Genomic DNA, 22,337 nt, shown 5'->3' with positions numbered 1-22,337 from the left:
GCCTACTCGCGTTTGCTCAAAGCCCTGAGTTCTGCCAGGAAAATGGTCCCGACCTCGACAGCCTGCTTCGCGCTTTCCGGGTCCACATCCACGCCATGCGAGGCTTCATTCATGATGCGGAGAGCTTCGAGAAGCCGCCGGGTGCTGGGAGGGGAAATCTCACGTCGATGCAGCTCGCGCAGCATCTGTCCAATGCCGACAGGTTCCGGGGCAGCTCCATTTCCGGTGAGGAAATCGCGCAGCGCGCGTTCGATCTCGATCCGCAGCTTGACCACGGACATGAGCGGAAATTCGCGCGAGAACTCCTCGACCGTCGGCAGCGCCTGCTGGAGCTGAGGCGGCAGGGCCGGGGATAGCCGATACTGCGCGACCCCCATCGGCTTGCTCGAGTCGCGTAGGGCGTATTCGACGATGACCTCGTTGCGGCCCTTGCAGAGGATAATGCCAATGGTCGGCTGGTCCTGCTCGTGCCGCAACTGATCGTCCACGGCCGAGAGATAGAAGTTCATCTTGCCGGCGAACTCGGGCTTGAAGTCCTCGATCTTCAGCTCGATCACCACGAAACAGCGCAGGCGCAGGTGATAGAAGAGAAGGTCGAGGTAGTAGTCCTGTCCGCCAACTTCGAGGTGATACTGGCTGCCGACGAAGGCGAAGCCCTTGCCGAGTTCGAGAATCAGGGACCGCAGATGCTCGATCAACCCGCGCTCAAGATCGCGCTCCAGCATTTCCGGGCCGAGCGAGAGGAAATCGAAGGTGTAGGGGTCTTTGAGGATCTGCTGGGCAAGCTCGGATTGTTCGGCCGGCAGCGTGCGCGAGAAATTGGTGAGCGCGCTACCTTGACGAGCAAAGAGATTGCTTTCGATCTGGTGGATGAGGACGTTGCGGCTCCAGCCATGCTCGATCGCCTGCCGCGCATACCAGATGCGCTCGGCCGGCGCCTTCACGGCATCGAGGAGGCGGAGGTTATGACCCCAAGGCAATTGTGCAACGACCTGTTGCACAATTTCGGAATCGGGCCACGCTTCGGCGAAGGCCCGCATATATTTCAGATTGCGGGATGACAGCCCGGACATTTCGGGGAACGCCCGGCCGAGATCTGTCGCGAGGCGGTCGATGACCTTGGCGCCCCAGCCCTCCCGATCCTGCCGCCCGAGGATGTCCTGTCCGATGGTCCAGTAGAGCAGGATCAACTCGCGATTGACAGAGAGGCTGGCGCGATGCCGCGCCTCCGTGATCTTCCGCTTGAGATCGCCGACGAAGGCGGCATAGCTTTGCGGGTCGATCTCGGCGGCAGCGGACTTCGCGCGGCGAGGGGAGGGCTTGGGCGGCGGGGACGTCATGCGGCCGCCTTCAGGCGCTTCTTCGCGAGCATTGCCCTGACGAACTTGTCCCATTTCGCCATCCCGGCTCGCTTCTCGGCCATGTAGTTCCAGCGGTCGTAGTGCTTGGAACTGACGTCCTGCAAGGCGTGGTTTTGCAGCCGGTCGCGGATTTCCTTGGAAACGCCCGCCTTGCCGGTCAGCGTCTTGAAGGTCCGCCGAAGGTCGCGATTCGTCACATAGGGGATGACGCCGCGATCCCGCTGTCGCCACATGAACGAGTATAGCGTGCCGTGGCTGACGGGCTTCGACGGATCTTGGGCTGAGGGGAAAAACCAGCCGTACTCGTTGACATTGATCGAGGCGAGCAACTCGGCCGCCAGCGAAGGCACCGGAACGGCATGAGGCTGATCATTCTTGGTCCTGGACCAGTCGATGATCTTCTCCTGGGCGTCCCACTGGTCGATGTGAAGCCGCGCGATTTCCTGCACCCGCTGGCCGGTCAGCATGAGAAGCCTGACCGCGCGCGTATAAGGTGGATGGACCGGCGTGTCGGGACATTCAAGCCAGCGATAGAGCTGAACGAACTCGTCCTCGTCGAGCCAGCGTGTGCCCTTGACCTTGGGTTCGGTAGGAATGCCCGTCGCCGGATTGAAAGGAATTCGGAAGCGGCGGGAGGATTGCTGCCGATAGTCGTTGTCGGACTTCATGCCCCAGCTGAAGGCGGCATGGAGATAGGAGCGCACATGGTCGGCCATCGACTTGGCGCCGCGCTCATAGATCGGGCGGATCAACTCGATGATTTCCTCGGCTTCGATCTCGCGGGCAAGACGGTTGCGCCCGAGCGTATCGGCAATCTTGTTGAGTCCTTTTTCGGTCTCCTTCCAGGATGGTTTTCCGGCTTCCTTGAGGGCGGCGACATAGCCCTCGAACAGGTCGGCGACGGTGCCGGGGCGGGTGTCGGTGGCGATTTTGATGCTCCGGCCCTTCTGGATCACGTCGGCAAAATCGCGCTTGAATATCTCGCGCGCCTGGGCGAGCGACATCGAAGGATAGGAACCGATCTTCTTCTTGGTGCGCTTGCCGTCCCGCCACTGCTGGGCCATCCAGTCGGCGGTGACGCGCTTGGGCATGGGCTTGAGGACGAGGATGAGGCGGCCGGTGCCGCGCCCTTCGCCGTCGGCGAGGTTTTCTTGCTTCTGGTTCATCTCGACCCGCTTCAGCGCGTGTCGGATCGAGGTGTCGGTCAGGGCGGGCATGGTTTCCTCCTGTTCCGCAACTGGGATCGGTCAAGGGGAAACGGGGATCGCTAGGTGGGATCGGGAAGCCGTTTTCTACCCCTTTTACAGCCCCCAATTTTCCATAACCGCCCCCACTACGCAACCCTCAAAATCGCTGAATTCCCTGATGTTTGAACGGGATTGATCGGTATCGCTCGTGATCGAAATTGGCGAGTGGGGTGATTGTGCACGAGTATGATAGCCGTCGCCGAAAGCTCCAGCGCACGTCGCGCAACTTCGCGCGGATAGGCTGGGGTGTGGTCTACCGTCCCAACCTGTTGAACCTCATCAGCGATGAGCGTGTTTTTCTTGTCGAGGAACAGGATCCGGAAATTCTCACGAACTTCGAAGGCCATTGCCGTGTGGCAATAGTCGAGGACTTGCTGCCACGTTCCTAGCAAAGGACGGCGAGAGATCTGACCACGTGCCATACGCCGCGCGGCTTCTGCGACGATCTTGATGTCGAGCGCTACATTCTCGCCAACGCCACGTACTTCACGCAGCAAATGCTCAGGGGCTCCGAGCACCTCAGGGAAAGAGCCGAAACGAGCGATAAGTGCTTTGGCGGTGCCTTTGGTGTCTGCGCGCGGGATCGAGCGGAAAAGTAGCAGCTCGAGAAGTTCGTAGTCGGCAAGGGTGGCAGCGCCCCCGTCTCGGAAGCGCGTGCGAAGACGCTCGCGATGGCCGAGGTGATGCGGTTTGTCGGATTTCTTTACCGGGACTTCTTCGGGCTGCCGGACGGCAACCGGGAATTCGGAGAAGAAGCCACGCTCGTCTTCTTCTCCGTCCGCCATGTCAGCTTCGCGCCGGCAGGCCGGGGCAGTCCAGGCCGCCCGGTGAAAGCGTGAAGATCTCGCAGCCGGTCTCCGTTACGCCGACAGCATGTTCGTACTGTGCGGTGAGGGAGCGATCCCGTGTTACCGCGGTCCAGCCATCAGACAGAACCTTCACGTGCGGTTTTCCAAGGTTGATCATCGGTTCGATCGTGAAGATCATGCCGGGGCGCATTTCGACGCCTTCATTCGGATGCCCGTAGTGAAGGATGTTCGGGGCGTCGTGGAACAGCTTGCCTACGCCATGGCCGCAGAAATCGCGCACGACCGAGCAGCGCTCTGCTTCGGCATAGGACTGGATGGCTGCACCGATGGCACCCGTTCGGGCGCCAGGCTTGACGGCCTCAATGCCTCGCAGAAGGCACTCATACGTCACTTCGAGCAGACGCTCAGCCGCTCGTTTGATCTGGCCAACCGGGTACATGCGACTCGAATCGCCGTGCCAACCATCTACGATATAGGTGACGTCGATGTTGACGATGTCGCCTTCGCGCAGGGGTTTATCGTCTGGAATGCCGTGGCAAACAACGTGGTTGATCGAGGTGCAAACCGAATGGGTATAGCCACGATAGTTCAGTGTTGCGGGCAGGGCACCGTTGTCCATGCCGAACTCGAATACGAAGCGGTCAATTGCAGCGGTCGTTACGCCCGGAGCAACAATCGATGCGAGTTCGTCAAGGCAGCGAGCGGTCAGCTGACAGGCCCGGCGCATGCCCTCGAAGGACTCCGCGTTGTAGAGCCTGATCTGACCGGTGTTGCGGAGCGGCGCCGTCTCCGCATCAAGATAAGTGACCATTTGGTCGCTGCCATCCTTATTGGTGTTTTGTCTCCCCCTCATTTCGCATCGAAGACGCAAAGGTTCAAGAGGGGGAGAAAATGGCTAGTTAGACTGGCCAGCCAGCTACGGCCTTAACCTCTAGGAATTCCTCCAGACCGAACTGGCCACCCTCCCGGCCATTGCCGGATTGTTTGTAGCCGCCGAACGGGCTGCCCGGAGCATTGCTTTTTCCGTTGAGGTTCACCATCCCGCTTCGCAGTTGCCGGGCAACGCGACGGGCCCGCTCGGGATCGCCCGTTTGAATATAGCTCGACAATCCGTACACCGTGTCGTTGGCAATCGCGATTGCCTCTTCCTCCGTCTCGAACGGGATCATCGCCAGTACCGGTCCGAACACCTCTTCGCGCGCAATAGTCATGTCGTTTGTTACATCTGCGAATACGGTGGGACGAACATAATACCCGCGATTGAAGCCTTCCGGACGGCCAGGGCCCCCGGACACCAGCCGGGCTCCCTCCTTGATAGCGACCTCAATCAGGCCCTGGACCTTGTCGAATTGCGCCTGCGACACCAATGGGCCAATGTGCGAGCCATCCTCGGCCGGATTGCCGACGCGAACTGACGAGGCGTGGCGCTCCGCGATCTCGACCGCTTCTTCATAGACGGGACGCTCGACCAGCATGCGCGTAGGTGCGTTGCAGGATTGCCCTGTGTTCTCAAAGCAGTGATCGAGCCCACGGACGACTGCAGCTTCGACATCCGTGTCAGCGAAAATTAGGTTCGGTGATTTGCCGCCAAGTTCGAGGCTGACACGTTTGACCGTATCGGCCGCCGCTTTCGTCACCGCTACGCCGGCCCTTGTCGAGCCGGTGAACGACATCATGTCGATGTCCGGATGCCGCGACATCGCTTCGCCGACGGTAGGACCGTCGCCGTTGATCAGGTTGAAGACCCCCGCGGGGAAACCTGCCTCATCCATCATCTCGGCGAATATGATGGAAGAAATGGGCGCGATTTCTGAGGGCTTGAGAACAACAGTGCATCCAACCCCGACAGCAGGAACCACCTTGAGAGCGACCTGGTTCATCGGCCAGTTCCACGGCGTGATGAGACCGCACACCCCGATCGGTTCCCTGATGATGCGTTCGTCAGAGAAGCGGTCGCTCAGCGGCGTTTCGAACTCAAAGCTCTTCAGGGCGTGGATGAAATTGCGAATATGGTAGCTACCCGCGGCAGTCTGTTCTTCAAGGGCGAGCCGGATGGGTGCACCCATCTCCTCCGATATTGCTTTCGCCATCTCCTCTGAGCGGCGCTTGTAGATATCGAGGAGGCGTTCAACAGCGGCGATCCTTTCCACATGAGGGGTCGTAGACCATTCAGGAAATGCGCGTCGTGCCGCAGAAACAGCGATGTCAACATCCTCTTCGGATCCCATCGAGATGACGGCGTAAGGCTGTTCGTCCGCTGGATTTATCACCTCAAGCTCTCGCGGCGTTTGCGGTTCGCACCAATGGCCATCGATATAGAAGCGGGTCTTTCGCAACATTCACAGCCTCCGTGAATTGGGTCTTCGCTTCTTCCTACATAGCCCAACTCTTCCCCGTCACACACTATCGGCTGAGGATTCAGCTCCCGCGGCCGCGATTGTTTAAAATGCGCACTTTATCGTTGGAGGTATCGAAACGGTTGCAGGCGCAAATCGGTGCCATATGGGGGCGATATGGAGAGTGACCTTTGACAACCAACGTTCAGGCCGTACGCCGCCATCTCGAGGAAGCTTATCGACTTCTCGATGGGAGCGACGAGCTCAGCGAGAAGACCCGACAGGCGCTGGATATTCTGATCGACGGCTTGCTTGCCGCCGAATATCGCACGAAATGCACGGGTGCCAAGATCATCAATTTCCCGCTCCGACGCGGTGAGGATGAACGTGTACGGCAGACTTCATCCCCGGCAGGTAATTAAGCCGACGCTCACCGACACCACGCCTTTACGGTCCCGCTTCGAACCCGATACTTAACGCAATTGATGTTGTGTGTGCCAGCAGGTGAGCCTATCAAGCCAGCTTCAGGTTGGGCGGAATTGTTGAGGCCGCCGCATCGATCAGTCGACTCATCCGGCGGGTTTGAAGGGAAGTGCAATGCTCACCAGAAAGGGCAAATACGGTCTGAAGGCGCTCATGCACCTTTCGCATCTGCCCGCTGGTCAGTTGGAGTTCGTCAGTGATATTGCCGCCGAAAACCGCATCCCGAAAAAGTTTCTCGATGCGATTCTCGGAGAACTCCGTAATGCGGGGTTCGTTCAGAGCCGGAAGGGCAAGGACGGTGGATATCGTCTGGCGAAACCTGCGTCCGAAATCAAGGTTGGCCACGTAATTCGCGTCCTTGACGGGCCGCTTGCACCGCTGCCTTGTGCCAGCCAGACGCGTTATGAGCGCTGTGACGATTGCGACGAGTCGACCTGTGAGGTTCGTCGTCTGATGCTGGAGGTTCGGCATGCACTCGCGTCGGTGCTCGACAACCGTAGCCTCGCGGAAATGCGCGATGCGGCCAATGACGACCTCAATGAGCAGTTGCTACGTTCTGCAGCGTCAGTTTAGCCTCAAGACACCGGCGGAGTGTCGACGGGCATTCCACTTTTCTTCCAGGCGCCAAACCCACCTTCAATATGCATGACGGGTTCGAGCCCCATATCCTGAGCCGTCTTGGTCGCCAGCGCAGAACGTAGCCCGCCCGCGCAAAAGAAGATGAACGTCTTGCCGCTTGCAAAAATCGGTTTGTGGTAGGGGCTTTCCGGGTCGATCCAGAATTCAAGCATCCCGCGCGGCGCATGAAACGCGTTCGGCACCCGGCCTTCGCGATCCAGCTCTCGTGGATCGCGAATGTCGACCAGGACAACATCGCCTGATTGGGACAGACGATGTGCCTCCTCAGGGCTGACCGCTTTGATCGCGGCATTGGCTTCATCGATCAGCTGCTTGTAGCCCTTCTTCATCGCCATGCCGCAATCTCCCTACTCGAGGTTCAGTTCCTTGAAGAAGTCGTTGCCCTTGTCATCAATCACGATGAACGCAGGGAAGTCCTCGACTTCGATACGCCAGATGGCTTCCATACCGAGCTCTGGGTACTCGACCACTTCTACCTTCTTGATGCAATCCTGTGCCAGGCGTGCGGCGGGACCACCGATAGACCCCAGGTAGAAGCCTCCGTGACGCGCGCAGGCGTCGCGGACCTGACGCGAGCGGTTGCCTTTTGCCAGCATGACCATCGACCCACCAAAGGACTGGAACTGGTCGACATAGGAATCCATTCGGCCGGCAGTGGTTGGGCCGAACGATCCGGAGGCGTAACCTGTCGGCGTTTTCGCCGGGCCTGCATAGTAGATCGGGTGGTTCTTGAAATAGTCGGGCATCGGCTCGCCACGCTCAAGCCGCTCGCGGATCTTTGAATGCGCGAGGTCGCGGGCGACAATGATCGAGCCGGTCAATGAAAGTCGTGTCTTCACAGGGTGTTGAGACAGCGTTTTGAGGATCTGCTCCATCGGCTGGTTCAGGTCGATGCGGACGACATGAGAGGTCAGCTTGTCCTCGTCAATGTCCGGCATGAACCGCGCCGGGTTCGTTTCGAGCTCCTCGATGAAAACGCCATCGCGCGTGATCTTGCCTTTCGCCTGACGATCCGCCGAGCATGAAACGCCGAGACCGATCGGAAGGGATGCACCGTGGCGGGGCAGACGGATCACACGCACGTCGTGGCAGAAATACTTGCCGCCGAACTGCGCGCCGACACCCATCTGTTGCGTCAGCTTGTGGATCTCTTCTTCCATTTCAATGTCGCGGAATGCATGCCCTGTTGGGCCGCCGCTCGTCGGGAGGCCGTCTAGATAACGTGTCGAGGCAAGCTTCACTGTCTTGAGGTTCATCTCGGCAGACGTGCCGCCGATGACAATTGCCAGGTGATAAGGCGGGCAGGCCGCTGTTCCCAGCGTCAGGATCTTTTCCTTGAGAAAATCGATCATGCGGTCGTGGGAAAGCAGGGAAGGTGTTCCCTGATACAGAAACGTCTTGTTCGCGGATCCGCCGCCCTTTGCGACAAAGAGGAACTTGTAGGCGTCTTCGCCTTCCTCATAAATGTCGATCTGCGCGGGCAGATTGTTCTTGGTGTTTTCCTCCTCGAACATGGAGATCGGCGCGAGCTGCGAGTAACGCAGGTTCTTCTTGTTGTAGGCGTCTAGTACGCCTTGACCGAGCCAGGCATCATCGCCGCCGTCCGTCCAGACGCGGCGTCCCTTTTTGCCCATGATGATTGCAGTGCCGGTGTCCTGGCACATTGGCAGAATGCCGCCCGCGGCAATGTTGGCGTTCTTGAGCAGGTCGTAGGCCACGAAGCGGTCATTGTCCGTCGCTTCCGGATCCTCAAGGATAGAGGCCAGCTGTTTCAGGTGGCTAGGCCGTAGAAGATGGTTGATGTCCGAAAACGCGGTCTCGGACAGGAGACGCAACGCTTCCGTCTCCACCGTCAGGATTTCCTGGCCGCGGAACGTGTCGACCGAAACGAAATCGGAAGTCAGTTTGCGGTAGCTTGTGTCATCAGATGCTAGAGGGAAGAGATTGGCTGCTGCCGGATTGGCCATGGCTATATGCGTCCCGAAGTCTGGTTCATAGTTGCTGAGCCTCTTAGAGCATTGTCCGTCAAAGTAAAAATGGGATTCGTCACATTCTTGGCTTTGGCGTGGCGATAGAACGCCGCATCGCTTGGCCCAGCTTGGTTGGCCTGTTGCGCAAAGGACGCAGTGCTGACCTCGCGTCAGCCAGTAGTGCCTGCGCCGCTTAACGGATTCGGGCGAACTATCTATAGTTGATGCGAATCCGGAACAGGCCAGGTGGATGACTTGATGACGATCGCGCGAACTGCCAAAATCTTGGCGCTCTCCACGGCCACCGCTATCGCAATCACATCAGGGTTCAGCACACAGGCATCAGCGCAGACGCTGATGGACTTGCTGTTCCGCGACAGAGCGCGCCAGGCACCGCCTGTCGAAGTAGTTCCCGCGCCACCCAAGCCCGCCAAGGTCGCACCGCCGCCTCGCATTGCGGGGCCTCAATACTATACGTACAAGACCGATCCGCTTGTCCCTGTCGACTTCGCTTCGATTGTCCCGGTGCGAGAGAGGGAAGGGGCCGCTCTTTCCGAGGTTGAACTCGACCACACCGCTGTCGGATCAACGATCGAAGATCGCATTGAAGAGGTTCTGGAAGAGGCTAAGTCCACAGCTGGCGCGCCCAGCCAGCCCGCAGCAACTGAAATCCAGATACCCGCTGGAACTGGGCCGGAGATTGCCGCGGAACAATTGACTGAAGATCGGGTACGCCAGCTTCAGGATGTCTCCCTGCTGGCGGAGAAGAATATAGCTGAGGCTCTCGTGGCCTATTACAGCCAGGAACCGACCCTTATCTGGATCGCGGACGCCGGGGTCAACGAGAAGGCTCAGTCGGCAATCGCCACACTGCGTCAGGCAGAGACTGAAGGGCTCGACCCCAACGATTATGCGCTGGCAGTTCCAGCTGCTGATGCTGACGAGCGCCAGCTCCTCGCCTTTGAAATGGAGCTTTCGGCCCGCCTGCTGCGCTACGGGCGGGATGCGCTGAACGGGCGGATCGATCCTAACAGGATCTCTGGCTACCACGATTTCAAAGCCAAGGAGTTCGACGCGGTCGAATGGCTTCGCGCGGCAAGAAATAGCGACGACGTGACGACTTTTCTTGCGCAGCAGCACCCGCAGAACGCCTATTACCGCGCATTGCGCGATGAACTCGGCCGATTGCGCCAGAGCGCAGAAAACGACATCGTGATCGAGCCAAAGACCGTGGTGAAGCCAGGTCAGACGAACCCGGAATTCACCAAGATTCTCGCGCTTATCGATCGTCGTGCCGATGACGCTTTTCGCAGTGAATTCGGCGTGCTTCTTGCCGACCACCTCGGCACCGAAACCTACTCGCAGGAGTTGGTACCGCTGATCAAGGCAGCGCAGCGTCAGGCTGGCGTCGGCGACGATGGGGTAATCGGGCCAAGGACCGTGCTGGCTCTGGCCGGCGAATCGAAGGCATCGTCTATCGCCAAGGTTGAGGCCGCGATGGAGCGGATCCGCTGGCTTCCGTCTGATCTCTCGGATCGCTACGTGTTTATCAACACGCCCTCATTCGAGGCTTACTACGTCGAGGACGGCGAACAGAAGCTGGCGATGCGGACGGTGGTAGGGCGACTGGATACCCAGACATATTTCTTCCAGGATGAGATCAGCTATGTGGAGTTCCACCCCTACTGGGGCATGCCGCGCTCGATCCTGATCAACAGCTATCTGCCGCGCGTTCTCAAGGACCCTACTTACTTTGATCGCAACGGCTACGAGGTCGTTGGGCAGAATGGGCAGGTCGTCTCATCAACCTCGGTGAACTGGGGCGCGTATGGCTCCAAGATCCCGTTTAATGTGCGCCAGCGGCCGGGGCCGAACAATGCGCTCGGCGAAATGAAGATCATGTTCCCTAACCGCCATGCGATCTACATGCATGACACCCCGGAGAAGCATCTGTTCAACCGTGAGAATCGGGCCCTGTCGAATGGCTGCATTCGCCTTTCCGACCCGCGCGCCATGGCGGCCGCAGTGCTCGGTTGGGATAACGACAGGGTAACTCGGCGTCTCGCTGGAAAACACGGTCGAGAAAATCTTGAAGTGAAAGTGCCGGTCTATGTTGCGTACTTCACTGCATGGCCGGATCAGACCGGAATAGTCCGTTACTATAACGACACTTATAGCCGCGACACGAAGGTTCAGGCCGCCATTGAAAAGGTTGCCGCACTGCGCGCAGCTGGCGTCTGACCAATCTCACAGGGAAAGCGCTGGACGGTCCTCTTCCGCGCTTGACTTGCTTGCGACGCACTCGTTATATCGCGGCACTTCGCTGGTTCGCCCAGCGCAGGGCGCGTAGCTCAGCGGGAGAGCACACCCTTCACACGGGTGGGGTCACAGGTTCAATCCCTGTCGCGCCCACCATTGCTTCAAACCAGTTAGAAGTTTTTCTCGAGCGCTCGTCGGACCCGGTCGCGGAGGAACGCTGGCAGAACTCGCCGTAACAGCTTGTGGAAAATCCGGGGCCTGAATCAGGCCGTCCTTAACTCTGGTGCACTTACCCGCGCTTTACGCTTTCCAGCACGAACACACGCAACGCGGATGACAGATTCGTATCGCGTGCACGAGTTTCGTCGATTTCCGCAACAAGAGCCGCGAGCGACATCTCGCGGTCGGTTGCGATCCGGGCTAGCTCGTCAAAGAAGGGCTTTTCGAGGGAGAAGCTGGTGCGGTGGCCGCGAATCGAGATCGAACGCTTCTCGACACTGCTCACGATTTGTCCGAATTGTCTTTTCGTTCGCGCAAATGAGCGTCAACAACCGACACGGTGCGCTCGCGCTCGATGCGGATGGATTCGCGCTCAGCCTTGGTCATTCCAAAGAGAGTGCGGTTTTGTTCAGCGGACTTCTCTTTGGCGGCGCGCATTTGCTGCTTGCGCGCCATCCGAAGGTTGACAATCTCCGCCATCGGGAAGTTACTTTTTCCGGAAAGCGTCAAGTGAGACGACGTCGGCTCCCTTGCCGGTTTCCTTGACCTCCTCTGCATCGGCTGCCTCTGAAGCGGGAGCTTCCGGGCGGGCAGAAGAGGCAGCTGTCACGGGCTGAAGCGTCGCGACAGGAGCATCGTCATCGTTCTGTTCAGCCGAGGCTAGGGGAACGTCGAACTCGAGTTCGAAATTGACGGACGGATCGTAGAAGCCCCGAACCGCAGAGAACGGAATTTCAAGCTTCTCCGGTATGTCGGAGAAGGAAAGGCTCACTTCGAAACCAGTCTCGCTGACCTTGAGGTCCCAGTACTGATACTGAAGGACAATCGTCATCTGCTCCGGATAACGCTCGCGAATTCGGCTTGAAATACGCACGCCAGGCGCAGTGGTCAGGAACGTGATGAAGAAGTGATGGTTGCCCGGAAGGCCTGTCTTCGCAACCTCGCCGAGCACCTTGCGCATCACACCGCGAAGCGCGTCCTGAGCGAGAATGTCATAGCGAATGTGGTCGTCGGCCATATGTCTAGGGTTTCCGTGAATCGAACCCGGATGATGTAGTCAAGCTTTAGGCCCGCGTAAACCGGGTATAGCGCTTTGGCCGCCGCGCAGCAAAGACAAAGCGAAAAAGTTTCATGAAATTGAACGTGAGGGAAAGTGGAGGTTTCTGTTGCCAGGTACCTCCGAACCCCGCCTGAAGGTGCTAACCCACAGGGCTTAATTCGAGACTATCGCGCCGCATTAAGCAGCGAGACGTGCCTCAGCATAGTTGTCGTTTGCAACTACTTTGGTAGCCCGATAACGGTGGTACAATGCCGGGAAAAAGTCCGATCTTTACACCCTCGTCGATCCTGTTTCGCCCCCATCAGCATGAGCGGTGCTCCGCTGATCCTGGTGGAGGCGCCGGGTACCGCCCCCGGGTCCGAATGGCTTATTACATCGTTCGTTTATTTCCATAGTCGGCCGAAACCGACGCGGCGAATATAGGAAGTCTTGCCGACGATTGGAAGGGACCAAGGCGAGGCGCACAGGAATTTTCCGCCAAGGTGCGGCTCACTCCCGAAGCCGTGATCAAACAGGGCCATTCGGGTGTGGAATGCGCGACACTCCGGGAGGACTTGGAGGCTCGGCTTCGTTAAGGTGGATCTTAAAAGACCAGGGAAAGCAGAGAATGCGGCAGTATCTCGACCTTCTACAGCACGTAATTGATAATGGCGTTGATCGTGGCGACCGCACCGGTACCGGAACGCGCGGTGTGTTCGGGTACCAGATGCGTTTTGACCTGTCTCAGGGCTTTCCTGTCACCACGACTAAAAAGCTGCACCTGCGGTCTATCATCCATGAATTGCTGTGGTTTCTCGCTGGCGACACCAACATCCGCTACCTGAACGATAATGGCGTGACGATTTGGGACGAATGGGCGGACGCGAATGGCGATCTCGGGCCGGTCTATGGATCCCAGTGGCGTTCTTGGCCGACGCCGGACGGCGGCTCAATCGATCAGATTGCAAATGTCGTTGAACAGATCCGGCGCAACCCAAACTCCCGCAGGTTGGTCGTCTCCGCATGGAATCCTGCCGAGGTGGATGCAATGGCCTTGCCACCATGCCACTGCCTCTTCCAGTTTCATGTGGCCGACGGGAAGCTCTCCTGCCAACTTTATCAGCGATCTGCTGACATTTTCCTCGGCGTTCCATTCAACATCGCTTCGTATGCACTGCTGACGATGATGGTCGCTCAGGTTACAGGCCTGCAGCCTGGTGAATTCATTCACACACTCGGGGACGCGCATCTTTATTCAAACCACTTCGATCAAGCTCGCGAGCAACTGGCCAGAACGCCCAAGAAGTTGCCGGTGATGCGGGTCAATCCGGAGGTCACAGACCTTTTTGCTTTCAAATTCTCTGACTTCTCGCTTGAGGACTATGTCGCTGATCCCAGCATCAAGGCTCCGATCGCGGTGTGAGTTCGCTCTCCGCAAGTTGAATTTCCGAAGGGCCTGCAAGACATGATTGTAACTCTGGTGGTCGCCGTGGCCGAGAACGGTGTGATTGGCTTGGACGGCGGAATGCCGTGGCGTCTGCCCACCGACTTGAAGCGCTTCAAAGAACGGACCATGGGCAAACCCATACTGATGGGCCGCAAGACTTGGGAGGGCCTTCCACGCAAGCCGCTTCCGGGCCGGCAGAACATCGTTATCACGCGCGATATCGATTATCAGGCGGAAGGCGCGTCGGTCGCTCACTCTTTCGAGGATGCGATCGAGCAGGCAGAGCATAGCGGCGCGAGTAAAGTCAGCGTTATCGGCGGTGGACAGATTTACGAGCAGGCAATTAGCTTTGCGAACCGTCTCGATGTTACTCATGTACTAGCTGAGATCGAAGGCGATACATCTTTCCCGACGATTGATCCGGCAATCTGGAAGGAGATCGCGCGCCACGATATTCCTGCGAGCGAGGAAGATAGCCATGCGACGCGCCATGTCATTTATGAGCGGATCACGACGGGAGCCGGTATCTGAGGAGGCTTCGGCAGACGCGAATGGGCCTGCTTTGCATTGAAAGCAGCGGTTCACGTCCCTATAACCCGATACAATGGCAACAAGCGGGTGTAGTTCCCCGCACGTCGCGATCTAAAGACACGACATCCTAGAAAGAGGAAATTCATGCCCTGGAGCAATCAGAACGGCGGCGGCGGCCCATGGGGCGGCGGCGGCGGTGGCGGAGGAGGGGGGCCTTGGGGACAGGGGCCGCGTGGTCCCAGCGGTCCTGGCGGTAACCCACCAGATCTCGAAGACATCATCCGCCGCGGTCAAGATCGTCTGAAACGGGCATTGCCCGGCGGTGGCGGTGCCAATCCTGCCATGTTCGGACTGATCGGCCTTGTGCTGCTCGTTCTGTGGTTTTTCCAGGCGATCTATACGGTTCAGCCGGATGAACTTGCTGTTGAGCTCCGTTTCGGTAAGCCGAAGGACGAAGTTTCCGAGCCGGGACTTCACTTCCACTGGTGGCCGATCGAGACCGTTGAGAAGGCGACCGTTGCCGAACGCCTGATCAATATTGGCGACACGCGCGGTGGCGGTGCCTCTGGTCTGATGCTCTCGGGCGACCAGAACATCGTAGATGTCCGCTTCTCGGTTGCCTATCAGGTAGCGAATCCGATGGAGTACCTCTTCCGCGTCAATGATCCTGACGCGACTCTGCGCCAGGTCGCGGAAAGCGCCATGCGTGAAGTAGTGGGCCGCCGGCCTGCACAGGATATTTTCCGCGACGACCGCCAGGGCATCGCTGAGGACGTCCGTGATATCATTCAGTCGACGATTGACGGGTACAAGGCAGGCTTGGCGATCACGGCTATCTCGATCGAGGATGCCGCACCGCCACGCGAAGTTGCCGACGCGTTTGAGGAAGTGCAGCGCGCCGAGCAGGACGAAGATCGATTCGTGGAAGAATCAAACCAGTACTCGAACCAGCAGCTCGGTCGCGCTCGCGGTGAAGCAGCGCAAGTTCGCGAAGAAGCTGCCGCCTACAAGACCAGAGTAGTCCAGGAAGCGGAAGGTGAGGCACAGCGCTTCATCTCGGTCTATGACGAATACGCCAAGGCACCTGACGTCACCCGCCGGCGCTTGTTCCTCGAAACCATGGAAAATGTTCTCCAGGGTTCGAACAAGGTCATCGTCGGTCAGGGCAATGGACAGGGCGTAATACCATATCTGCCGTTGCCGGAACTGCGTGCGAACCAGCAGGGAGGTAACAACTGATGGCAAACCGTTTTCCAATCATTGCTGTCATTGGTGCAGTCCTTATCTTCCTGCTGTGGTCATCGATTTACGTCGTGAATGAGCGTCAGCAGGCGATCGTCCTTCGCTTCGGTGAAATCGTGGATGTGAAGTCCGAGCCGGGCATCTATTTCAAGTTGCCGCTGTCGTTCATGGAAGCGGACAATGTCCAGCTGATCGAAGACCGCGTCTTGCGCTTCGATCTCGATGATATCCGCGTTCAGGTTTCTGGCGGTCGCTTCTATGAAGTCGATGCCTTCATCGCCTACCGCATTTCCGACCCACGCCGGTTCCGTCTGGCCGTGTCCGGTAGTGTGCCGCTCGCTGAGCAGCGCCTTCGCACCCGTCTTGATGCTGCCCTTCGTCGCGTCTACGGTCTGCGTGGCTTTGAAGCCGCTCTTTCGGAAGAGCGCTCATCAATGATGCGTGAAGTGCGCGATCAGCTGCGTCCGGACGCGACGTCTCTCGGTCTCGAGATCGTCGACGTTCGTATCCGCCGTACTGACCTGACCCAGGAAGTTTCGCAGCAGACGTACGAGCGTATGCGTGCGGAGCGTCTGGCCGAGGCGGAGCGCCTGCGCGCTCGTGGTCGCGAAGCTGCCCAGCGTATCCGTGCTCGTGCGGACCGTGAGGTAGTGGAGATCGTGGCGGACGCGCGTCGCGAATCTGAAATTCTCCGCGGTGAGGGTGAAGCCGAGCGGAACGCGATCTTCGCCGACGCTTTCCAGCGTGATCCAGGCTTCTTCGAGTTCTATCGCTCGATGGCTGCCTACACGAAGGCACTAGAGGGTACTGGCACGACCATGGTGCTGTCGCCGGATTCGGAGTTCTTCCGGTACTTCGGCAGCGCACTTGGTGACCAGGCTGATGCACCGGGCGCAACTACGCCCGCACCGACCGGTGGTGTCACGACCGGCGCTACGGAGTGAGTGATCTCATTGTAGCTATTGGGCTCGTCCTCGTGATCGAGGGCGTGCTCTATGGCGGCCTGCCGCAATTGGCGAAGCGGCTGGCCGCCGAAGCGCTTTCCATGCCTGAACAGGCGATGCGCGTCGCGGGACTTGTCTCCATTGCTCTTGGCGTTGCGATCGTCTGGTTGGTGCGCGGCTGACGCGTCCTGATCACGCAGCTACATGAGTATGTGACTGATTTGCACCGGCAGTGGTCGCAAACGTGCCGCATTGTTTGTCATCATCCGTGTGAGGCTTTGCGCCTCCAACATTTCCGGAGATCGGTAGAATGCTTACAAAGACCCCGCTTCATGCATCGAAATGGTCAACGCGTTCTGCCGGGAGCGCGCTGGCGCTTTTGATGCTGGTTTCCGGAGGCTCGTTCTATGCGCCGACGGCAAATGCTCAGGAGGTTGCACCGCCACCGACAAGCGCGCCAGTCCACGGGCCTCAATCGGTGGCAGACCTCGCCGAGGGTCTGCTCGACGCTGTCGTGAATATTTCTACCACTCAAAATGGGCAACCGGTTCGCCGGGCGCCTCCCGGTCAACAACAGCCAGGGTTGCCGGAGGGCTCGCCTTTTGAAGAGTTTTTTGACGAATTCTTCAACCAGCGCCGCGACAACCAGCGGAGCGGCCGCCGCGTGCAATCGCTTGGGTCCGGCTTCGTCATAGATGCCAAGGAAGGCATCGTGATCACCAACAATCATGTGATTGCTGATGCCGATGAAATCGAGGTCAATTTCGCCGACGGTGGCAAGCTGAAAGCTGAGCTCGTCGGCACGGATCCGCAGACGGATCTTGCGGTGCTGAAGGTGGATCCATCCTTGCGGGAATTGAAGCAGGTGGAATTTGGCGATTCGTCGTCTATCCGCATTGGCGATTGGGTCATGGCCATCGGCAACCCGTTCGGCCTCGGTGGTTCGGTCTCGATCGGTATCGTTTCCGCGCGCGGCCGCGACATCAATTCCGGTCCCTATGACGACTTCATCCAGACGGACGCTGCGATCAACCGCGGCAATTCGGGTGGGCCGCTGTTCGATATGCACGGCAAGGTTATCGGCATCAACACCGCGATCATTTCGCCGACCGGCGGCTCAATCGGCATCGGGTTCTCGATCCCCTCGCAGCTTGCGGTGAGCGTGATCACTCAACTGCGTGAGTATGGGGAAACGCGTCGGGGTTGGTTGGGTGTTCGCATCCAGCCGGTGACCGACGAGGTTGCGGAAAGCATAGGCCTTGATAAGGCGAGCGGCGCTTTGGTCGCCGGCATTATCAAGGGAGGGCCTGTCGATGACGGATCGATCGTTCCCGGCGACGTGATCCTCCGCTTCGATGGCAAGGAAATCCGTGCCATGCGCGACCTGCCACGCATCGTTGCTGAAAGCCCGGTTGGCAAGGCCGTTGACGTTCTTGTCTTCCGCAAGGGCGAAGAGGTCACGATCAAGGTGACACTGGGCCGGATGGAAAGTCAGGATCAGGCGGCCGGATCTGAATCGGATACCAGCGTCGAAGAACCGGCAGCAACCACAGAAGTTCTGGGAATGACGGTTGCGGAGCTGGACGACGCCAGACGCGAAGAATTCGAAATCGCTGAAGGCATATCCGGCGTCGTGATCACCGCTGTTTCAGACGGATCTATTGCTGCGGAATCGGGGATCACACCAGGAACCGTCATCACAGAAATAGGCCAGGAAGCAGTTACCTCCCCGCAGGAGGTTAGCGATCGGGTTGCCGAACTGAAGTCCCAGGGGCGCCGGAACGCGCTCTTGATGTTGTCGTCGCCCAATGGCGAGCTTCGTTTCGTCACGATCCGAATGGACTGACGGAAGGTGCGCGCCGCTGTTTAAACCGGCGCGCATTGCTCTGGTGTGCCTACACCGCGAACTCGTCGCGGCGATATCCTTGCATATAAAGAAGCGCCGTCAGGTCGCCATGATCCACCCGGATGCGGGCTTGGGCTGCGACTGCGGGCTTGGCATGAAGCGCAACGCCAGCTCCAGCCAGCTGAAGCATATCCAGGTCATTCGCTCCGTCGCCTACTGCAATGGCGTCCTCGATCGAGATGCCCAGTTTCTGGCAAATTTCGCGAAGCGCGATTGCCTTGGCTTCACGCCCGAGAATCGGGTCGGCTACGGTGCCGAGCAACTTCCCGTCCTGTTCCAGCAGAGTATTGCCTCTGTTTTCCTTGAAGCCGAGTTTTTCGGCAATCGGCCCCGTGAACGAAAGAAAACCGCCTGATACCAGCGCGGTATAGGCACCAGCAGCGTTCATGGTGGCTACAAGCGCAGGACCGCCTGAGGCCAAAGTCAGACGGCTTTCGATGATCTGTGAGATCACCGATGTCTCCAGGCCTGCCAGCAGGGCCACACGCTCGCGCAGCGCAGGCTCGAAGGCGAGTTCGCCATTCATGGAACGAGCGGTAATGTCAGCTACATGCTCCTTGAGGCCGACCTCGTCTGCAAGCTCGTCAATGCACTCCTGATCGATCATGGTAGAATCCATGTCGGCGATGAGAAGCTTCTTGCGGCGGCCCTCGACTTTCTGGATCACGATGTCGATGGGTGCGTCGCCGATTGCTGCCTCCGCAAGGCCTCGAGCTTCGCCTGCATCAATACCGTGGGGCAGGTAGAAGTCGGCGGCTACGTCTTGTGCGAGCCAGTCTATGCGGCTTGCGCCTAACGCACCTGAGGCCTTATCAGCCATGGAGGCGACGAGTACGGGGCGTGCAGGGTTGGCGATTAGCGTGGCAACAAGAGACATGGATGAATCCGGAACTGCGGCTCCGCTGGAGCCATTGAAGAACGCGATCCTGATAGCTGGCCCCACCGCAAGCGGCAAGTCAGCGCTGGCCATTCGCCTTGCTCTTCAGCAGGACGGCGTAATCGTCAACACCGATTCCATGCAGGTTTACTCAGTCCTTCATCACCTCACCGCACGCCCGAGCGCGGAAGATGAGAGCAGAGTTCCTCACCGGCTCTATGGTACGGTATCTCCAGCCATTGCGTATTCGACAGGCGAATGGGCTCGCGCGGTTAGCAACCTGGTTCGAAACGCCGAACTGCAGGACAAGACGATTATCTTCGTTGGTGGCACGGGACTTTATTTCCGTGCTCTTACCGAGGGGCTGTCGTCCATGCCTGAAGTAGATCCAGCGATACGACAGCGCTGGCGAGATGCTTTGCAGGCAGAAGGTGCCGCTAAGCTGCACAATATCCTTCAGACCCGCGATCCCATTGCGGCTGAGGCGATAAGGGTGACTGACGGGCAGCGGATCGTTCGCGCTCTCGAGGTGGAGGAAGCCTCCGGAAAACCGATCTCATGGTGGCAGGGACAACGAGGCCAACCGATTGTCCATGCTCCAGGTGCTCGTAAGATCGTGCTCACGCCTGATCGGGCATGGCTAGCGGAGCGGATAGGCGATCGCTTCGATATCATGATCAAGGCAGGTGCCATGGATGAGGTGGATCAGATAGCAAAGCTAGATCTCGATCCGGCGTTACCAGCCATGAAGGCAATTGGTTTGAGGGAGTTGCTTCAGGTGCGCCGCGGCGAGCTTTCGATGGCGGATGCGGTGGAACTTGCGAAAACGATGACCCGACAATACGCGAAGCGGCAGTCCACATGGTTCCGGACTCAACTGGACGAGAGCTGGATGCGTGTTGCCGACGCACACCTGATCCGGAAATGAGCTGGCTTTCTATTCGTATAGGCGCTTGAGCGGATCATCTTCAAAGTGACGGCTGCGCCTTTGCTCTGTCGTATCCGACGCCAAGCCGGATGTTCCAAAGCGCGGAGCACCAAAAGGTGCATAGGCAGCGCTTGTTGGCGAGGATGAATCGAAGCTCGTCACCTCGTTCATATCCGAGCTTGACTGTGGTCGGGCCATGTCACGCATGTTCTGAACCAGATGGTGCAGGGCGAGTTCATCATTGCTGGAAATCTGAGAGTTCGGATCGACCGTCGTTGTCGACGGGAGTTCGTCAGGGACCAATCTGTCAAACTTCATGCGCATGGTTGTCGCGACACCCTCGCCGAAAGCGATGGCTTCCCGTTGTCCAAGCGAAGACAGGAAAGTGAGAATGGAGGCGGAGCTGTCCGCGATCGCGGCGCGCACAATCTCCTGATCAGCCTCGTTTGCAAGACGCATCGCAAATACGGTGGAGCATTGCGATAGCACCGTCGGATCAAGCTCGGCCGGGCGCTGTGTTACGACGCCAAGGTAGCAGCCGTATTTTCTGCCCTCCTTTGCGATGCGCGCAAGGGCGTGGCGCGTTGGAGCAAAGCCGAGCCGCGGATCGGCTGGCATATAACGATGCGCCTCCTCACACAGCACGAGAAGCTTCAGCCTACCCCGGCTGTTTATGGTCACATCAAATGCAAGCCGCGCAAGAACCGAACATACGGAGTTGATCACTTCCGATGGAAGGCCGGCGAGCTCAAGGCATGTGACTGGACGTCCCAAATGCGGGATGCGGAAGATACGGCCGATCGTTTCGTGGATGCTGTCATCGACCATCTTCGGCGCAAACATGAAGCGGTAACGCGGATCGGCCACAGCGCTTTCGATGCGCGCCCGCAACGAACGATAGACGGGTCTGTCGTTCTTCGTCTCGAGTTGACCGACCCGATCTTCGATCATCCGGATTACGTCGGCCATTCGATAGGGCACAGGGGTATCCGGACCAATCCCTATCGTCTCTCCATAGCGCTTCACGATGGAATGCTGCGGGCTTCGATACGCTTGCTTCGCCAGTGGAATGAGCTCGCGGAGCATGTCCACTTCTTCGGCAACGGGTTCGCGTCCCCGGTAGAGGACTTCGACAAGTTCCTCGAGCTGGAATAGCCAAAAGGGGAGATCCAGCGTTTTTGTATCGATCCGCACCGATTGATCGGGAAAAGCCGCTGAAAATTCGTTGTGAGGGTCGAGAATGAGGACGCGAAGATCTGGCTGTGACTGAATTGCTTTTCGGATGAGCAGGGAGACTGCGGTCGACTTACCAACGCCTGTGGTGCCGACTACGGCAAAATGCCGGCTCAGCGTGGTCTCGATTGCCACCCTCGCGTCAATCGTCTCTTCTTGAGTGAGGTGACCAATCCGGGCGGCTTTTTGCCCGCCGAGGTCGTAAATCGCTTCCAGGTCGCTCTGCCTGATGCAGTGCGCGATAGCTCCGATGTGCGGATAGACTGTGACGCCGCGGTCGAAGATCGCCGGACCGCCGCTCTGATCTCTCACTTCACCGACTAGTTCGACGTGGATCTTGATTGGGATGTTTGTGGTTGCCTCCCAATCCCCGACCGTTGCGTCAATCTGGTAAATTAACCCGACTGTTCGGATGGAGCCGAGGTTGATGGAGACCAGTCGGCCAACCGTCCACATTGCGATGCTCGGATCTGCTTCGCCACTGGTAGTTGCCACCAGAACCGCACGCGAGCCATCGCATTGGCCAACTCTTCCAATGATGCGGGCATCGGATTGCGCGTCGTTGCGACGCTCCTGGCTCGTTAATTCACCACCGTGGCTACGCTCGACAAACATCTGTCACGAACCCCCATTGTGTGACGATGCTACGCAAGCCGAAGTTAAGGTGGGGTTTGGGGCGATGGTTGATCGCGAGTTAAAGCGGGATCACCCAAAAAGGTACGTTTTCTGTTGACACCGCTGCAAAACGGTCCTTATGGTCCGCACCATGATCAAGCGCAACATTCTTGTAGTAGTAAGAACGCGTATGGGCAGGGCGGCGTAGCCGCCGGGCGACAGCACCCCATGCGCGAAGAAACGAGGCTCCTC

The 22,337-nt window shown here is 58.5% G+C and carries 22 protein-coding genes, 1 tRNA gene and 1 other RNA gene; 11 read left to right on the top strand and 13 right to left on the bottom strand.

The window, feature by feature from the left end; all coding sequences use genetic code 11:
- Nucleotides 1-2: 2 nt before the first annotated feature.
- From IOD40_RS03020 to IOD40_RS03000, 5 genes are all read right to left on the bottom strand, one after another.
- Nucleotides 3-1,340 (bottom strand): PDDEXK nuclease domain-containing protein, encoded by a 1,338-nt coding sequence (locus tag IOD40_RS03020; protein WP_198474269.1) that lies wholly within the window; start codon nt 1,338-1,340, stop codon nt 3-5.
- A complete protein-coding gene (locus IOD40_RS03015; protein ID WP_198474121.1) occupies nt 1,337-2,578 on the bottom strand; it encodes a tyrosine-type recombinase/integrase in 1,242 nt (413 codons plus the stop codon). Before IOD40_RS03015 ends, IOD40_RS03020 begins: the two co-directional genes overlap by 4 nt.
- A 116-nt stretch (nt 2,579-2,694) precedes the next feature.
- Nucleotides 2,695-3,393 carry a JAB domain-containing protein gene (locus tag IOD40_RS03010; protein WP_198474119.1) on the bottom strand — a complete coding sequence of 233 codons (699 nt, stop codon included), beginning with the start codon at nt 3,391-3,393 and terminating at the stop codon, nt 2,695-2,697.
- A gap of 1 nt (nt 3,394) precedes the next feature.
- Nucleotides 3,395-4,228 (bottom strand): type I methionyl aminopeptidase, encoded by an 834-nt coding sequence (map, locus tag IOD40_RS03005; RefSeq protein ID WP_198474117.1) that lies wholly within the window; start codon nt 4,226-4,228, stop codon nt 3,395-3,397.
- An 88-nt stretch (nt 4,229-4,316) separates the two neighbouring features.
- Entirely contained in the window at nt 4,317-5,756 is a 1,440-nt protein-coding gene (locus IOD40_RS03000) for an aldehyde dehydrogenase family protein (RefSeq protein ID WP_198474115.1), read from the bottom strand.
- 188 nt (nt 5,757-5,944) lie between these two features.
- Between IOD40_RS03000 and IOD40_RS02995 the strand changes: the two genes are divergently transcribed.
- Both IOD40_RS02995 and IOD40_RS02990 read left to right on the top strand, forming a co-directional pair.
- Entirely contained in the window at nt 5,945-6,175 is a 231-nt protein-coding gene (locus IOD40_RS02995) for a hypothetical protein (protein ID WP_198474113.1), read from the top strand.
- Between the two features lie 175 nt (nt 6,176-6,350).
- Nucleotides 6,351-6,809 carry an RrF2 family transcriptional regulator gene (locus IOD40_RS02990; protein ID WP_198474111.1) on the top strand — a complete coding sequence of 153 codons (459 nt, stop codon included), beginning with the start codon at nt 6,351-6,353 and terminating at the stop codon, nt 6,807-6,809.
- A 2-nt stretch (nt 6,810-6,811) separates the two neighbouring features.
- Here IOD40_RS02990 and IOD40_RS02985 read toward each other — a convergent pair whose 3' ends face one another.
- Together IOD40_RS02985 and IOD40_RS02980 are read right to left on the bottom strand one after the other, a co-directional pair.
- Complete coding sequence (locus IOD40_RS02985; RefSeq protein WP_198474267.1) at nt 6,812-7,204, bottom strand: rhodanese-like domain-containing protein; 393 nt, start codon at nt 7,202-7,204, stop codon at nt 6,812-6,814.
- Between the two features lie 18 nt (nt 7,205-7,222).
- On the bottom strand, nt 7,223-8,842 hold the full coding sequence (locus IOD40_RS02980; protein WP_198474109.1) for a fumarate hydratase: 1,620 nt from the start codon (nt 8,840-8,842) through the stop codon (nt 7,223-7,225).
- A 261-nt stretch (nt 8,843-9,103) separates the two neighbouring features.
- Here IOD40_RS02980 and IOD40_RS02975 point away from each other — a divergent pair, with 261 nt between their 5' ends.
- Nucleotides 9,104-11,086 carry a L,D-transpeptidase family protein gene (locus IOD40_RS02975; RefSeq protein WP_198474107.1) on the top strand — a complete coding sequence of 661 codons (1,983 nt, stop codon included), beginning with the start codon at nt 9,104-9,106 and terminating at the stop codon, nt 11,084-11,086.
- Nucleotides 11,087-11,185: 99 nt separating this feature from the next.
- A tRNA-Val gene (locus IOD40_RS02970) sits at nt 11,186-11,260 on the top strand.
- A gap of 133 nt (nt 11,261-11,393) precedes the next feature.
- Here the strand turns inward: IOD40_RS02970 and IOD40_RS02965 are convergent.
- The 4 genes from IOD40_RS02965 to ssrA all read right to left on the bottom strand — a co-directional run bounded on the left by IOD40_RS02965 (nt 11,394) and on the right by ssrA (nt 12,832).
- The gene (locus IOD40_RS02965) at nt 11,394-11,609 is read right to left on the bottom strand and encodes a ribbon-helix-helix domain-containing protein (RefSeq protein WP_198474105.1); all 216 of its coding nucleotides are present in this window, start codon (nt 11,607-11,609) and stop codon (nt 11,394-11,396) included.
- Nucleotides 11,606-11,833 carry a DUF4169 family protein gene (locus IOD40_RS02960; RefSeq protein ID WP_233713797.1) on the bottom strand — a complete coding sequence of 76 codons (228 nt, stop codon included), beginning with the start codon at nt 11,831-11,833 and terminating at the stop codon, nt 11,606-11,608. The genes IOD40_RS02965 and IOD40_RS02960 overlap by 4 nt, the downstream gene beginning before the upstream one ends.
- On the bottom strand, nt 11,811-12,341 hold the full coding sequence (locus IOD40_RS02955; protein ID WP_198474103.1) for an SspB family protein: 531 nt from the start codon (nt 12,339-12,341) through the stop codon (nt 11,811-11,813). The genes IOD40_RS02960 and IOD40_RS02955 overlap by 23 nt, the downstream gene beginning before the upstream one ends.
- A gap of 134 nt (nt 12,342-12,475) precedes the next feature.
- Nucleotides 12,476-12,832, bottom strand: a transfer-messenger RNA (tmRNA) gene (gene ssrA, locus IOD40_RS02950).
- Nucleotides 12,833-12,990: 158 nt separating this feature from the next.
- On the opposite strand from ssrA, the gene IOD40_RS02945 reads away from it, so the two are divergent.
- The 6 genes from IOD40_RS02945 (at nt 12,991) to IOD40_RS02920 (ending at nt 18,372) form a co-directional block, all read left to right on the top strand.
- Nucleotides 12,991-13,785, top strand: coding sequence for a thymidylate synthase (locus tag IOD40_RS02945; RefSeq protein ID WP_198474101.1), 795 nt, complete (start codon nt 12,991-12,993; stop codon nt 13,783-13,785).
- Nucleotides 13,786-13,827: 42 nt separating this feature from the next.
- Nucleotides 13,828-14,340, top strand: coding sequence for a dihydrofolate reductase (locus tag IOD40_RS02940; RefSeq protein ID WP_198474099.1), 513 nt, complete (start codon nt 13,828-13,830; stop codon nt 14,338-14,340).
- A 144-nt stretch (nt 14,341-14,484) separates the two neighbouring features.
- Nucleotides 14,485-15,579 (top strand): FtsH protease activity modulator HflK, encoded by a 1,095-nt coding sequence (gene hflK, locus IOD40_RS02935; RefSeq protein WP_198474097.1) that lies wholly within the window; start codon nt 14,485-14,487, stop codon nt 15,577-15,579.
- Entirely contained in the window at nt 15,579-16,526 is a 948-nt protein-coding gene (gene hflC / locus IOD40_RS02930) for a protease modulator HflC (RefSeq protein ID WP_198474095.1), read from the top strand. Before hflK ends, hflC begins: the two co-directional genes overlap by 1 nt.
- A complete protein-coding gene (locus IOD40_RS02925) occupies nt 16,523-16,708 on the top strand; it encodes a DUF2065 domain-containing protein (RefSeq protein ID WP_198474093.1) in 186 nt (61 codons plus the stop codon). Before hflC ends, IOD40_RS02925 begins: the two co-directional genes overlap by 4 nt.
- Nucleotides 16,709-16,836: 128 nt before the next feature.
- Nucleotides 16,837-18,372, top strand: coding sequence for a Do family serine endopeptidase (locus tag IOD40_RS02920; RefSeq protein WP_198474091.1), 1,536 nt, complete (start codon nt 16,837-16,839; stop codon nt 18,370-18,372).
- A 49-nt stretch (nt 18,373-18,421) separates the two neighbouring features.
- On the opposite strand, the gene serB is transcribed toward IOD40_RS02920, so the two are convergent.
- A complete protein-coding gene (gene serB, locus IOD40_RS02915) occupies nt 18,422-19,309 on the bottom strand; it encodes a phosphoserine phosphatase SerB (protein ID WP_198474089.1) in 888 nt (295 codons plus the stop codon).
- Here serB and miaA point away from each other — a divergent pair.
- Entirely contained in the window at nt 19,308-20,237 is a 930-nt protein-coding gene (gene miaA, locus IOD40_RS02910) for a tRNA (adenosine(37)-N6)-dimethylallyltransferase MiaA (protein ID WP_198474263.1), read from the top strand. The genes serB and miaA overlap by 2 nt on opposite strands.
- 9 nt (nt 20,238-20,246) lie before the next feature.
- Here the strand turns inward: miaA and IOD40_RS02905 are convergent, their stop codons facing one another.
- Nucleotides 20,247-22,085 carry an ATP-binding protein gene (locus IOD40_RS02905; RefSeq protein ID WP_198474087.1) on the bottom strand — a complete coding sequence of 613 codons (1,839 nt, stop codon included), beginning with the start codon at nt 22,083-22,085 and terminating at the stop codon, nt 20,247-20,249.
- Between the last annotated feature and the right edge of the window lie 252 nt (nt 22,086-22,337).

Source organism: Aquamicrobium zhengzhouense (assembly GCF_016124105.1).
GTDB lineage: Bacteria > Pseudomonadota > Alphaproteobacteria > Rhizobiales > Rhizobiaceae > Aerobium > Aerobium zhengzhouense.
Note: the sequence above shows the minus strand (reverse complement) of the source record. Positions and strands in the feature narration are given on the sequence as shown.

Coding starts and splice junctions, on each gene's coding strand:
- miaA (WP_198474263.1), top strand. CDS start 19,308: ATGGATGAATCCGGAACTGCGGCTCCGCTGGAGCCATTGAAGAACGCG.
- IOD40_RS03020 (WP_198474269.1), bottom strand. CDS start 1,340: ATGACGTCCCCGCCGCCCAAGCCCTCCCCTCGCCGCGCGAAGTCCGCT.
- IOD40_RS02985 (WP_198474267.1), bottom strand. CDS start 7,204: ATGAAGAAGGGCTACAAGCAGCTGATCGATGAAGCCAATGCCGCGATC.
- IOD40_RS03010 (WP_198474119.1), bottom strand. CDS start 3,393: ATGGCGGACGGAGAAGAAGACGAGCGTGGCTTCTTCTCCGAATTCCCG.
- IOD40_RS03015 (WP_198474121.1), bottom strand. CDS start 2,578: ATGCCCGCCCTGACCGACACCTCGATCCGACACGCGCTGAAGCGGGTC.
- IOD40_RS02955 (WP_198474103.1), bottom strand. CDS start 12,341: ATGGCCGACGACCACATTCGCTATGACATTCTCGCTCAGGACGCGCTT.
- serB (WP_198474089.1), bottom strand. CDS start 19,309: ATGTCTCTTGTTGCCACGCTAATCGCCAACCCTGCACGCCCCGTACTC.
- IOD40_RS02905 (WP_198474087.1), bottom strand. CDS start 22,085: ATGTTTGTCGAGCGTAGCCACGGTGGTGAATTAACGAGCCAGGAGCGT.
- IOD40_RS03000 (WP_198474115.1), bottom strand. CDS start 5,756: ATGTTGCGAAAGACCCGCTTCTATATCGATGGCCATTGGTGCGAACCG.
- IOD40_RS02990 (WP_198474111.1), top strand. CDS start 6,351: ATGCTCACCAGAAAGGGCAAATACGGTCTGAAGGCGCTCATGCACCTT.
- IOD40_RS02975 (WP_198474107.1), top strand. CDS start 9,104: ATGACGATCGCGCGAACTGCCAAAATCTTGGCGCTCTCCACGGCCACC.
- IOD40_RS02920 (WP_198474091.1), top strand. CDS start 16,837: ATGCTTACAAAGACCCCGCTTCATGCATCGAAATGGTCAACGCGTTCT.
- IOD40_RS02940 (WP_198474099.1), top strand. CDS start 13,828: ATGATTGTAACTCTGGTGGTCGCCGTGGCCGAGAACGGTGTGATTGGC.
- hflK (WP_198474097.1), top strand. CDS start 14,485: ATGCCCTGGAGCAATCAGAACGGCGGCGGCGGCCCATGGGGCGGCGGC.
- IOD40_RS02980 (WP_198474109.1), bottom strand. CDS start 8,842: ATGGCCAATCCGGCAGCAGCCAATCTCTTCCCTCTAGCATCTGATGAC.
- map (WP_198474117.1), bottom strand. CDS start 4,228: ATGGTCACTTATCTTGATGCGGAGACGGCGCCGCTCCGCAACACCGGT.
- IOD40_RS02945 (WP_198474101.1), top strand. CDS start 12,991: ATGCGGCAGTATCTCGACCTTCTACAGCACGTAATTGATAATGGCGTT.
- hflC (WP_198474095.1), top strand. CDS start 15,579: ATGGCAAACCGTTTTCCAATCATTGCTGTCATTGGTGCAGTCCTTATC.